Source organism: Ruegeria sp. F5 (genome assembly GCF_056533845.1).
This window is the reverse complement of sequence record NZ_JBQFOU010000003.1, coordinates 336,401-349,107: the sequence shown is the minus strand read 5'-3', so window position 1 is coordinate 349,107 and position 12,707 is coordinate 336,401. Positions and strand designations below refer to the sequence as shown.

Here is a 12,707-nt window from a genome sequence, read left to right as displayed (position 1 = left end):
GTTATTCTCCCGGCTGCTCGGACGCGACGACCGCGTCCACGGCAACACCGGGGCGGACGCGCTGCAGGCCCTCGACAATCACGCTTTCACCTTCCCGCAACCCTTCCGTCACGATGATGGCCGAGTCGACCGTGTCTCCGGTGGTGATATAGCGCTGCTCAACCATTTGCTTGTCGTTCACGACCAGAACGAACTCGCCACGCTGATCGCGCTGCAGTGCTGCTTGTGGGACCAGCACCTCTAGCGTAGGTTCAAGGGCCTCGATCTGCACGTTCAGGAACGCGCCGTCGATGATCAGCCGGTCGGTATTGTCGAACTCTGCCCGGACAGTGATGGCCCCTGTCAGAGGGTCGATCCGGTTGTCGACAAACACGATCTCACCGGTTTCGTCCAACTCGGTTCCGTTGGGCAGCGTCACGTGCACATTGGGGCTTTTGTCGCTTTCGGCCAGCGTGCTGGCATTCTCTCCAACCTGTTGAAGAACTGATGTAAATTGCTTTTCGTTCAGCGAGAAATTCACATAGATCGGCGCTTCGCTGACCAGATTGACCAAAGGCGGGTTTGTCGGGCCGACAACATCCCCCACGCTGGTCGTCACGCGCCCGATGCGACCAGTGAAGGGGGCGCTGATTTTGGTGTAGCTCAGGTCCAGCTGGGCTTGCTGGATGGCGGCATTGGCGGCCTTTACCTCGGCTTCGGCCACCAGTTCGTTCGCGCGGGCGATGTCGCGTTCGGATTCCGGGGTGGCCTCGCGTTTGAACAGTTCTTCCTTTCGGGCCAGATCCACCTTGGCCAGTTCCAGATTGGCCTCGGCCCGGTCCAGGTCGGCTTTGCGGGCTTCCAGCGTGGCCTCGTACAGGTCCGGCTCGATGGTAAACAGCAGATCGCCCTCGTTCACCAACGCGCCATCTTCGACCTCCTGACTGTCAAGGAAACCGCTGACGCGGGCGACGATATCGACCTTGTCGATAGCCTCGGCGCGGCCAATGAAGACGGCCTCGGCGGTGATTTCCTGAGTATAAGCGGCTGCGATTGACACTTTCGGAGGCGGCGCGTCGCTTTGGTCCTGCGCCAAGGCATTATGTGCTAGCCCCAGACATGCCACCATGGCAATCGCCCCGGCGGGTCCGGCTGTGCGGAAAATTGATTTCATCAGTGCAAGGGACATGGCGCGTGCCTCATTCGGACTAAGGATTAAGCGACGGGGCAGGCGGATTGCGCCGGCGAGTCGATTGAATTCCCGGTCAGGATGGCGGTTTTGCGATCATATCTCAAGCTTCTTGAATACGATGCGCGAATGGCCCGCGCGGGAATTTTCGCCATAGGTCGGCTTACTTAGGCAGGACGATTGGCGCTGACACCTGTCCGTTCGCGGGTTGAACATGAAAAAGCGGAGGCCCGGCGGCCTCCGCTTTCCATACCCGTCTTGGGGAGTGCTTAGCTGCGCGCTCCCGCGAAGCGTGTCTGCCAGTCTTCGCGCTGTTCGTCGGTGATCTTGGCGAACAGAACATCCGGCACCGAAAACGCGTGCCCGGCGGGCAGGGCGTTCAGCGCGGCCTCGACATCGTCGGGCCAGCTTGTGTCCAGCGTATTCATCGCGCTCAGCATCCGGGCTGAGGTTTCGGGAATGAACGGCGCGCTGAGCACGGCATAAAGCCGGATCAGGTTCAGACCCAGACGCACCTGTGCAGCGGCCTGTTCGGGGTCTTCCTTAAAGGTCGACCACGGCGCGGCAGACTGCAGGTATTCGTTGCCCGCAACCCAAATGGCCCGCAACTCCTGTGCGGATTTGCGAACTTCCATTGCCTCCATATGCCCTTCATAAGCGCGGACGCGCTGGGTGAGTTCTTCGATCAATGCCTGTTCGCGTTCGCCATAGCTGCCGCCTTGGGGCACGGCCTCGCCGAACTTGGAACGGCAGAACTTGGTGATCCGGCTGACGAAGTTGCCCAGAACATCCGCCAAATCCTTGTTCACCGATTGCTGGAAGTTCTCCCATGTGAACTCGCTGTCGCTGCTTTCGGGCGCATGGCTCAGCAGCCACCAGCGCCAGTAATCGGCGGGCAGGATATCCAGCGCCTGATCCATGAACACGCCGCGGCCCTGGCTGGTCGAGAACTGGCCGCCGTCATAATTCAGGTAGTTGAAGGATTTCAGGTGATCGACCATCTTCCACGGCTCGCCCGAGCCCAGAATAGTGGCCGGGAAAGACAGAGTGTGGAAGGGCACGTTGTCCTTGCCCATGAACTGTACGTAACGCACATCGTCGGCACCCTTGTCGGTGCGCCACCAGCGCTCCCAATCCGCATCTGTCTTGCCGGTGGCATCGGCCCATTCCTTGGCGCAGGCGATGTATTCGATGGGGGCGTCGAACCAGACATAGAACACCTTGCCCTCCATCCCCGGCCAGTCCTGATCGCCTTTCTTGACCGGAACCCCCCAGTCCAGATCGCGGGTGATGCCGCGGTCTTGCAGGCCGTCGCCATCGTGCAGCCACTTCTTGGCAATCGATGTGGTCAGGATCGGCCAGTCCGTCTTGCTGTCGATCCACGCATCCAGTTGATCCTTCATCGCCGACTGGCGCAGATACAGGTGCTTGGTCTCGCGCACTTCCAGATCGGTCGAGCTGGAAATCGCGCTGCGCGGCTCGATCAAATCGGTCGGGTCCAGCTGCTTGGTGCAGTTTTCACACTGGTCGCCGCGCGCCCGCTCATAGCCGCAATTGGGGCAGGTGCCCTCGATATAGCGGTCGGGCAGGAAGCGGCCATCGGCGTTGGAATAGACCTGCTTCTCGCTGACCTCGCGGATCAGGCCGGCTTCATCCAGCTTGCCCGCGAAATGCTGGGTCAGGTGCCGGTTCTGCGCGCTGGAGGAACGGCCGAAATGATCAAAGCTCAGCCCAAAGCGCTGCGCGATATCGGCCTGTACCGCGTACATATCGGCGCAATACTCAGCCACCGGCTTGCCCGCCTTGGCTGCGGCCAGTTCCGCCGGGGTGCCGTGTTCATCGGTGGCGCACAGGAACATGACCTCATTCCCCCGGCCACGCTGATAGCGCGCGTACAGATCGGCGGGCAATTGCGAGCCGATCAGGTTGCCGAGGTGCTTGATCCCGTTGATGTAAGGGATCGCCGAGGTGATGAGAATCCGAGCCATGTTCCGTATCCGCGTGTCTGTCTGCGCGCCCGTCTACATGAAGTGACGGGGCAGCAAAAGCCCGGCTTTTGGCAAGGGGCTATTTTTCAGACCTTTAATCCTCGCCCGACCGTTTCAGAAGCCGCCCGATCGTGAACGAGGTGCGTGGCGCATAGACGTAGTTGGTCCGCGCATCCGGCGTCGGGCGCGACCGCATCCGGGCAAGGCCAAACAGGATCAACCCCAGATGACCAACGGCCACAAACGCAAACAGGGCCCCCGGACCGAACTGCTGTATCAATGTGGATGAGGCATAGGGCGAGGCAATCGCCCCCAGCGCGTACCAGAACATCAGCGCGGCGGCCAGTTCGACACGTTGTTCGGTGGTGGCAAAGTCGTTGGCGTGGGCCGATGAGACCGAAAAGATCGGAAAGGTGGTCAGGCCAAAGAACCCGGCGGCCAGCATCACGCCCAAGGTGCCGGACCCGCTGGCGGCCATGGTGATTCCACAGCTCAGCACGGCGGCGGCGGACAGCCAGATCAGAACCCATCGCCGGTCATATTTGTCCGCCAGCCATCCCAATGGGTACTGCGCCAGCGCGCCGCCCAGAACGAATGAGGCAAGGAAGAAGGCGATCTGATCCACTCCCAGCCCGACCTCTTGCCCGTAGATGGGACCGACCATCCGGAAAGACGCGGAACTGAGCGCCGCAACGATCACTCCGGCGACGGCCAGCGGTGAACTGGTCCAGGCCAGTTTGGGCCGCAGCCGGGGCGCATCCGGTGTGGCAGGCTGGCTGGCGCGGGTCAGAGTCAGCGGCAGCAATGAGGCGCAGCACAGGATCGCCAGCAAGTTATAGGACACGTATGAGGCGGGCGGCAGCACCGCGATGATCAGCTGCGCGCAGAGCGAAGCCCCCATATCCGCGATACGATAGGTGCCCATGGCGCGTCCGCGCGTCTCATTTGTGACCTTGGCGTTCAGCCAGGCCTCGATCACCGTGTAACTCCCGGCGACACAGGTGCCCGAGGCGATGCGCAAAGCGGCCCAGATATAGGGGTTTTCGGTCAACGTATGCCCCAGCAGGCCCATCGCCCCCAAGGCGGTGCAGACCGCAAAGGCGCGGGAATGGCCGACGGTGCCCATCAGCCGTGGGGCCCACCAGCACCCGATGAAAAACCCAAGGAAATGCGCCGAACCCAGCATACCGATCTGCTCGGTCGAGAAGTCCAGCGTCAGGCCCGAAATTGCGTCCAGCGGCCCCACACCCCCGGTCGAAAGCTGCAGCAGAATGACGGAAAGAAAAAGGGCGGCAAAGGAAATGATCGTGCGCATGGGGTCAGGCTGACGATATCGCCGCGCGGTGCACGCGACTATTCGACTTTATCTGGTCGTTTTTCGTCAATCGCGGTCTAACCCGCCAAAAGGATTTCAGCGTGGATGTCCAGACCGACTGTCTCGCGCACCAGATCGTCATAGCCCGAGGCCCCAAAGTCGTGCCGGTTCAACGCGCCGGTCAATCTTATGCTCAACTGATCCAGATCATGGGCGGCGGTTCCCGGTGGGCGGTACAGGCTGGCGTCGAGCGTGATTGGCCGTGTCACGCCGCGAACCGTCAGATCGCCGGTGATCCGGGCCCCGTCCGAAATCCGCCCTCCGGGGCCCAGTTGCACATCGGTTGAGGCAAAGCGGATTGTCGGATGGCTTTCCGCGTCCAGCACCGTCTGGCCGAGCATCGGCGCCCGGGCAAAGGGCAGTTTGGTTTGCGCGTTGCGGACGTCCAGAACCACTTCGACCTGACTGTTTTGCAGGCGGCGGGCGTCGATCCGGATGTCCGCCGACCGGACCGGCATGTACCCGGTCTGAGGGATGCCGGACAGAACAAAGGTAAAGCCGACCTTCGTGCCATCGGTCGAAAGGACATAAGGTTTCACCGCCGCCTTAGCTGGGCCGGACAAGGGAAGCGCGGCGAGCGCTGCCATGATAGTGCGCCTGTTCAGTGAGCTCATGCGAGAACCTCCTGCCGTTTGGGGCGCGACCGTTTCAGCAGGGTTAGAACGATGGCGATGTCCAGGCCGTTCCAGAGGATGCCGTTCACGAAGGCCAGTTGGTAGCTGCCGGTGATGTCGTAGATCCAACCCGACATCCAGCCGCCCAGAGCCATGCCGAGAATGGTCATCATCATGACAAAGCCGACCCGCGCGCCGGCCTCTTGCGGCGGCATGTATTCCCGAACCACAAGGGCATAGCTGGGGACGATACCGCCCTGCGCCAGGCCGAACAGCAGGCTGATGATGTAAAGCGGCACCATCCCGTCATAGGGCAGGAACAAAAACAGCGCGATGCATTGCAGGATCGACCCGATCAGAAGCGTCAGGACACCTCCAAGACGATCTGCGACAAGGCCCGAGATGATACGGCTGACCACGCCGCCCAGCAGCATCAGCGACAGCATCTCGGCCCCGACCGCCGGTCCGTATCCCAGCCCCACGCAGTATGACACGATATGGACCTGCGGCATCGACATCGCAACGCAGCAGCCGATCCCGGCAATTCCAAGGATGTACTGAAGTGCGCGTGGCGAAATCCCGACGCTGCGGGCATTGATCTGTGCGGTTGCTGCGGCGGTGCTGTGCGCCTCGGCCGGGACCTGACGGCGCAGCAGCAGGGACAGGGGGATGACGACGATCAGCGTCAGCGCGGCCAGTGTAAGATAGACCTGCTGCCAGCCGTCGCGCGCCAGAATGTCCGACAACATCGTGGGCCAGATCGCCCCGGACAGGTAGTTGCCGCTGGCCACCAGCGCCACGGCAATCCCGCGTCGGCGCAGGAACCAGTGCGAGATGTCGGCGATCAGGGGGGCGAAACCCACTGCTGTTCCCAGACCCAACAGCAGATGTGCCGCAGACAGCAAGGCGATGTTCGGGGCCAGCGTGGCCAGCAGGTAGCTGACAGCGATCAGAATCGCGGCACCGATCAGGGCCCTGGTCACGCCCAGCCGGTCCACCAGTTGCCCCAGCCACATGTTGCCCAGCGCGAAGCCGATCATGGCGAGGGTGTACGGCATCGAGACCTCGGCGCGCCCGGCGTCAAACTCGGCCTCGACCGCAGGCATCACCACGATCACCGCCCATATGCCCGCATTTGCCACCGTTGCGATGGCGAGCGTGATCAGAAGGCGTAGCCAGGAATAGCGGCTGTCATGGATCGGATGGCTCATGCGGTGACGCTAGGGTGAGGGTGGGGCGTTGGCCAGTCACTTCTTACGTGATCGGGCGTAGGGATCAGGCCAAAACATCCTCGGCCCCGGCCCGTTGCAGGTTCAGCCCGGCGCGCGGTCTGGTCTGGGTGGCGTGCCATGTGACCGGGGGCAGGGCGCGGGCGCGGCGGCGGGTCAGGGTCCAGCGCCGGGCCTCGGCCCGATGGGCGGCGGCCATGTGCCAGCGCGTCTCAACCCCCTGCGCGCCGCCCTCGCCGGGGGTCAGCAGCAACCCCAGCGGAGGCCGCCTCATCGCGCCGCCCTGTTCGGCGGCCAGATGCATCCGGCGCACCGGCGTCAGCCTCGGCGCGTCGGGCAGGTCGCCGATGATCAGCGGGATCGCCCCGCTGCGCAGCGCCTCTTCCATGCACCACAGCAGGTCTTCGGCGCGGGTGGGGCGGACAAAGATAAACCGGGCCGGATCGGCAAAGGGCATCATCCCGTCAGGGTTCAACTGGCCGGGCTCCCACGCGGGGGAAATCCACAGAACCGGCCCCTGCGCCTGACTGGCCAGCCACATCGCAAAGCTGCGCCGGGCAGGGCCGCAGGCCTCGTGCACGCGGCCCAGTTGCAGGGTGATCCCGTTATGAAGCGTCACCCCCGGCGCGGCGCGCGCGGGCTTTTGACCAAGAAGCTGAGCAGACATGGCCCAACGCTATCATGTTCTCATTTTGTTCTCAAGTCGCGACCGCGCTTAGCGGGACAAAATCAAACGGCCATCGGCGAACTGAACATTGGAAAACCGGTGCAGGTAATCCATGCCCAGCAGAGATTTGTCGAGCTCACCTTCGTTGATCCAGGCCGAAACGCCGGTGTCCCGGATCGGGCCCAATGCAAGACTGTCCAAGCGTACCGGCGCCGTGCGTACAATGCCGTTTGCCGTCGAGGCGCGGCCGATATAGTTCAACTGGTCGGGGTCGATCCCGACGCGCTCGGCGTCCTGCGCGCTCAGCACGATCTGGCTGGCACCGGTGTCGACCAGAAAGGTGATCGGCTCTCCGTTCACCAGTAGGGGCAGATAATAATGCCCGTCAAAGGCGCGCGGAACCTCGATGGTGTTTCCCGTCACCGCCATCTGAGGCGTGGTGCTAACGGTCGAGCGGATATCGTCCCACAGCCCCACGACCGCGATCACACCGATGAAGATGAACACCCAGGCCAGAACCTGCTGCAGGGTCTTGCCCAGCGATTGCCGGTTGTGGGTGAAGAACCACATCAGCAGCACCGCACCCAGCACAACCAGATAGGTCAAACGCCCGATTTCATAACCATCCATACCGTCACCCGGAAAAAGCTCTCATGCCCCGATATGGGACTTCACGACGCAAAACCAAAGGCCTTGAGGCCATCCAGAATGAACTGAACCGACAGCGCGGCCAGCAGCATGCCCAAAAGGCGCGTCAGCACGTTCAGCCCGGTCTTGCCCAGCAGCCGCGCCACCGCGCCCGAGGTCAGGTAGGTCACGAAAACCATCGCCACAACGATCAGCATCATGCCGATGACGATGGCCAGCCCTTCGATCCCCGGCGTCTGCCCGGCCAGCAGGATCATCGTGGCAATCGCGCCCGGACCGGCAATCAGCGGTATGCCAAGGGGGAAGACCGACGGGTCAGGGTGCTCTTCCTCTTCGGCGCTGTTTTCGCGCCGCTTGGTGCGACGCTCGAACAGCATGTCGAGCGCTGTCAAAAACAGCAGCACGCCACCTGCGACGCGGAATGCCTCCATCGAGATGCCGATGAAGCTGAGCACTGCCTCGCCGAAGGCGGCGAACATGGCGAGAATCCCGGCGGCAGTCAGACAGGCGCGGATCGCGATCACGCGGCGCATCTGCCGGTCCATGCCTTGAGTCAGCGCCACAAAGATCGGCGCCTGTGCCGGAGGGTCGATCACCACCACCAGCGTGGTGAACGAGGTTATCAGGAAGGCGGTGTCGTTCATGCAGCGCTCTCTGCTTGTTCCAGCCGTTCGGCTGCGGCGACCCACAGCGCCTCGGCCTTTTGCATCGCCTCGGTTACTTCGGCGAATTTGCGGTTCCAGGTTTCCAGATCGTTGATCTTTTCGTCTTCGTACAGCGTCGGGTCCGCCAGTTTGGCCGAGAGTTTCTCGTGCATATCCATCAGCTTTTCGATCCGGTCCTCGCATTTGCGCAGATCGGCACGCAGTGCCAGCATCGCGTCGCGCGACGGGCGCTTGGGCCTGGCTGATGGTTTTGCCTTGACCGGTTTGTCGCGCGCCAGCAGCAGGGACCGGTAGGCTTCCAGATCACCGTCAAAGGGTTTCACAGTGCCGTCCGAGACCAGCCACAGCCGATCTGCGACCAGCGACAGCAGATGCATGTCGTGGCTGACCAGAACAACCGCGCCGGAATAGGCGGTCAGCGCCTCGACCAGCGCCTCTCGGCTTTCGATGTCCAGATGGTTTGTGGGTTCGTCGAGGATCAGCATATGCGGGGCGTCGATGGTGGCAATCAGCAGCGACAGGCGCGCTTTCTGACCTCCCGAAAGGCGGCCCACAACGGTTTCCGCCTGATCCGCGTTCAACCCGAACCCGGCCAGACGCGAGCGCCATTTGCCCGGTGCCTCTTCCGGGCGCAGGCGGCGCAGATGGTCTAACGGCGTTTCGTCCACATAAAGCTCATCCACCTGATGCTGCGCAAAATATCCGATGCGCAGCTTGTTGCTGCAGGTCATTTTGCCCGCCATCAGTGGCAACCGGTCCGAGAGCAGCTTGGAAAGCGTCGATTTGCCCTGACCGTTCTTGCCCAGCAGGGCGATGCGGTCGTCCTGATCGATGCGCAGGTTCAGGCGGCGCAGCACCTCGGTCTCACCATACCCGGTCACGCCGCCTTCGATCTGGATGATCGGAGGGGACAGTTCCTCGGGCTTGGGGAACGAGAACGCACGCAAAGCGGCTTCTTGCGGGGTTGAGACCAGTTGGATGCGTTCGATCATCTTCAGGCGCGACTGGGCCTGAACGGCCTTCGACGCCTTGTAGCGGAACCGATCCACATAGCTTTGCAGATGCGCGATGCGGGCCTTGGCTTTGGCGTTCTCGGACTCGGCTTGCGCCAAACGCTCGGCGCGGCGTTCGGCAAACTTGTCGTACGGCACCGCGTAATACGTGAGTTTGCGATCTTCCAGGTGCAGGATCGACCCCACCGCGCGGTTCAGCAACCCGCGATCATGGCTGATGATAATGACCGTATGCGGGTATTTCGCCAAATAGCTTTCCAGCCACAGCGCGCCTTCGAGGTCCAGATAGTTGGTCGGCTCGTCCAGCAGCAACAGATCGGGCTGGGCGAACAGCACCGCCGCCAGCGCCACGCGCATCCGCCAGCCGCCCGAGAAATCGGAGCAGGGTTTCACCTGATCGTCGTCATCAAAGCCCAACCCTTTGAGGATCGAGGCCGCCCGCGCCTCGGCCGACCAGGCGTCGATATCGGCCAGCCGGGTCTGGATTTCGGCGATCCGTGCGGGGTCGGTGGCGCTGTCAGCCTCGGTCATGAGCGCGCTGCGCTCGGTATCGGCGGCCAGAACGGTGTTGATCAGCGAGACATCGGACGACGGCACCTCTTGAGCGACTCCGCCAATCCGCGCACGTTTCGGGACCGAGATATTGCCTGATTCCAGCGCCAGTTCCCCCCGGATCAGGCGGAACAGGGTCGTCTTGCCAGTTCCGTTGCGGCCAACCAAACCAACCTTGTGGCCATCAGGAATGGTCGCGCTGGCCCCGTCGAACAAGGGGCGGCCTTCAACGGCATAAGTGATGTCTTCGATCCGTAGCATGGGCCGCTCTTAGCAGAGGGTTGATGCCGCCGCCAGCGGCTTGGCATGTTCAAGCGCCGGGTGATGTGATAGCGCTGATCCGGTTGGATTTCAGACGGTTTTGACCCATGCGCGCGGCCCGGACGCCCCCATCTTTGGCAACATTGATTTTTGCAACGGCGCTGTCGGTGCTGTCGCTGAACATGTTCCTGCCATCGCTGGCGCGGATGGCCGAGGATTTTCAGGTCGATTACGCGCTGGTAAATCTGTCCATCGCCGCCTATCTGGCCGTGTCCGCCGTACTGCAGTTGATCCTCGGGCCTCTGTCCGACCGTTTTGGGCGCAGGCCCATCCTGCTGATCGGGATGGGGATATTCGCCTTCGCCTCGCTGGGCTGTGTGCTGGCCGAGTCAATCTGGGTCTTCCTCGGGTTCCGGCTGCTGCAGGCGGCGGTGGTGGCCGGGCCGGTGCTGTCGAGCGCGTCGATCCGCGACAGGTACCCGCCGAATGAGGCCGCCAGCAAGCTGGGCTATGTCGCGATGGCAATGGCGCTGGCTCCGATGCTGGGGCCGATGCTGGGCGGGGCGCTGGACATGTTGTTCGGCTGGCGCGCCGGGTTTGTGCTGTATCTGGTCTTTGGGGCAGGGATGTTTGCTCTGCTTTGGATGGATATGGGCGAGACGAACGTAAACCGATCTTCGACCTTTGCCGCGCAGCTTGGCGAATATCCGCATCTGTTCCGCGCCCGCAGGTTCTGGGGATACGCGCTGTGCGCCGCCTTTTCGATTGGAGCTTTCTTCAGCTTCATAACCGGCGCGCCGCTGGTGGCTGCGGCTTGGTTTGACCTGAGCCCCGCGATGCTGGGTCTGGGCATCGGGATCATCACCGGCGGCTTCATGGTCGGCAACTTCATCACCGGGCGCATCGCGGCACGCACCCAATTGTCGACGATGATCCTGATCGGGCGGATCGTGGCCTCGACCGGGCCGTTCTGCGGATTGCTGTTGTTTCTGGCGGATATGGGCTCGGTCTGGGTGTTCTTCGGGTCGGCCATCTGTGTGGGCTTCGGAAATGGCCTGACCAACGCCAATGCCTCGGCAGGTGTGATGTCGGTGCGCCCGAAGCTGGCGGGCAGCGCGGCGGGGCTGTCAGGCGCTATGATCGTGGCCCTGGGGGCGGTTCTGACCACGATGACCGGGGCGCTGGTCAACCCGCAGAACGGGCCATATCTGGTGTTGGGCATGATGTGCGCCAGCAGTTTCGTGGGCCTTCTGGCGATCCTCTATGTGCGCTGGGTCGATCTGCACGACCCGTTGCCCGACACGATCTGAGCGTCACGCCACATAGTGCTTTTCATAATGCAAATACCATGCTAGGCGGCGCGCGATGGATTTCGGCGCGCTCCCGCGCCACATTGTAAGGAGAGGCCGATATGGCACTGGAACGCACATTCTCGATCATCAAACCCGATGCAACCCGCCGCAACCTGACTGGCAAAATCAACGCCAAGTTCGAAGAGGCTGGCCTGCGCATCGTGGCGCAAAAGCGCATCCATATGACCAAAGCTCAGGCGGGCAAGTTCTATGACGTGCATGCCGAGCGTCCGTTCTATGACGAACTGTGCGAATTCATGTCGTCGGCTCCGGTCGTTGTGCAGGTTCTGGAAGGCGAAGGCGCCATTGCCAAGAACCGCGAAGTCATGGGTGCAACCAACCCCGCAGACGCGGCCCCCGGCACCATCCGCGCAGAGTTCGCTGAATCGGTCGGCGAAAACTCGGTCCACGGTTCCGATGCGCCCGAGACCGCAGCGGTTGAGATCGCCTATTTCTTCTCGGGCATCGAACTGGTCGGCTAATCCGTCTTTCGAATGAATGCTGGGGCCGTATCCCGCAGGGGATGCGGCCTTTTTCGTGCGCTCAGAGCGGTTCGATATCCTGCGGTGACACGCGCACCCCAATGGCATCAAGGTCCGAGATCATCTTGCTTTTCAGGGCCGGGCGCGTATTGGCCTTGATGGCGTCAAATCTTTGGCGCAGCGCCTTTTTCTCATCGCCTTTACAGTCGTTCCACGGACGTCCCTGCAGGCCCATCACCAGTACGTAGTAGCCGATGAAATGCGGTTTGGTTCCGGCCTGCAGCAGTCGGGCATAGGCCGCATCCGCGCCCAGTTCGCGCAGGTCCTGCGCCGAGTGGATCCCGGCGCGGGCACAGGCCTGTTCAAAGGCCGGGCCCAGATTTCGGATGGATGAGACAGGGTCAGTCATGCGTTTGTCTTAGCGGGCCGTCGACCGACTGTCATCCGCGCAGACGGTCCGACCTTGGTTAATTCAGCTTGCCGATGTGAGGGAATTGCGATTTCATGACATCACGCAGTCGAACGAGGTCCGGATTTTCAAGAACAGGGACGTCGGCGATTAGTGTGACAAACGCAATTCAAACACGCCGTTCGGGTTGGGTGACAAGACCCTCAAGGTGCGCAAGATCCGGGCGATTGAAGAGTTCAGAAGATCGCGGAAACTCTGGCGAGCGACTATCTTGAGGCTTCGGG

Annotated in this window: 12 protein-coding genes; 2 read left to right on the top strand and 10 right to left on the bottom strand. The window is 62.2% G+C overall.

The window, feature by feature from the left end; translation table 11 throughout:
• Position 1: 1 nt before the first annotated feature.
• The 9 genes from ACR0K1_RS06615 to ACR0K1_RS06575 form a co-directional block, all read right to left on the bottom strand.
• Complete coding sequence (locus ACR0K1_RS06615) at positions 2–1,168, bottom strand: efflux RND transporter periplasmic adaptor subunit (RefSeq protein WP_480849350.1); 1,167 nt, start codon at positions 1,166–1,168, stop codon at positions 2–4.
• A gap of 269 nt (positions 1,169–1,437) precedes the next feature.
• A complete protein-coding gene (gene metG, locus ACR0K1_RS06610; RefSeq protein WP_480849348.1) occupies positions 1,438–3,156 on the bottom strand; it encodes a methionine--tRNA ligase in 1,719 nt (572 codons plus the stop codon).
• A 94-nt stretch (positions 3,157–3,250) separates the two neighbouring features.
• Positions 3,251–4,471, bottom strand: a complete 1,221-nt coding sequence (locus ACR0K1_RS06605; protein ID WP_480849345.1) for an MFS transporter — start codon at positions 4,469–4,471, stop codon at positions 3,251–3,253.
• A 77-nt stretch (positions 4,472–4,548) separates the two neighbouring features.
• Complete coding sequence (locus ACR0K1_RS06600) at positions 4,549–5,145, bottom strand: YceI family protein (RefSeq protein ID WP_480849342.1); 597 nt, start codon at positions 5,143–5,145, stop codon at positions 4,549–4,551.
• Positions 5,142–6,356, bottom strand: coding sequence for an MFS transporter (locus tag ACR0K1_RS06595; protein ID WP_480849340.1), 1,215 nt, complete (start codon positions 6,354–6,356; stop codon positions 5,142–5,144). Before ACR0K1_RS06595 ends, ACR0K1_RS06600 begins: the two co-directional genes overlap by 4 nt.
• A 64-nt stretch (positions 6,357–6,420) precedes the next feature.
• A complete protein-coding gene (locus ACR0K1_RS06590; RefSeq protein WP_480849338.1) occupies positions 6,421–7,041 on the bottom strand; it encodes an ImuA family protein in 621 nt (206 codons plus the stop codon).
• 48 nt (positions 7,042–7,089) lie between these two features.
• Positions 7,090–7,671: a retropepsin-like aspartic protease family protein gene (locus tag ACR0K1_RS06585; protein WP_480610339.1), complete on the bottom strand. Its 582-nt coding sequence runs from the start codon at positions 7,669–7,671 to the stop codon at positions 7,090–7,092.
• A 41-nt stretch (positions 7,672–7,712) separates the two neighbouring features.
• Positions 7,713–8,333 (bottom strand): MarC family protein, encoded by a 621-nt coding sequence (locus tag ACR0K1_RS06580; RefSeq protein ID WP_480610341.1) that lies wholly within the window; start codon positions 8,331–8,333, stop codon positions 7,713–7,715.
• Complete coding sequence (locus ACR0K1_RS06575) at positions 8,330–10,180, bottom strand: ABC-F family ATP-binding cassette domain-containing protein (RefSeq protein WP_480610343.1); 1,851 nt, start codon at positions 10,178–10,180, stop codon at positions 8,330–8,332. The genes ACR0K1_RS06580 and ACR0K1_RS06575 overlap by 4 nt, the downstream gene beginning before the upstream one ends.
• A gap of 107 nt (positions 10,181–10,287) precedes the next feature.
• Here ACR0K1_RS06575 and ACR0K1_RS06570 point away from each other — a divergent pair, with 107 nt between their 5' ends.
• Together ACR0K1_RS06570 and ndk are read left to right on the top strand one after the other, a co-directional pair.
• On the top strand, positions 10,288–11,490 hold the full coding sequence (locus ACR0K1_RS06570; protein ID WP_480610345.1) for a multidrug effflux MFS transporter: 1,203 nt from the start codon (positions 10,288–10,290) through the stop codon (positions 11,488–11,490).
• 101 nt (positions 11,491–11,591) lie between these two features.
• Positions 11,592–12,014: a nucleoside-diphosphate kinase gene (ndk, locus tag ACR0K1_RS06565; RefSeq protein WP_008757405.1), complete on the top strand. Its 423-nt coding sequence runs from the start codon at positions 11,592–11,594 to the stop codon at positions 12,012–12,014.
• Positions 12,015–12,075: 61 nt separating this feature from the next.
• Here the strand turns inward: ndk and ACR0K1_RS06560 are convergent, their stop codons facing one another.
• Positions 12,076–12,423 carry a TfoX/Sxy family protein gene (locus ACR0K1_RS06560; RefSeq protein ID WP_480610346.1) on the bottom strand — a complete coding sequence of 116 codons (348 nt, stop codon included), beginning with the start codon at positions 12,421–12,423 and terminating at the stop codon, positions 12,076–12,078.
• Positions 12,424–12,707 lie beyond the last annotated feature (284 nt).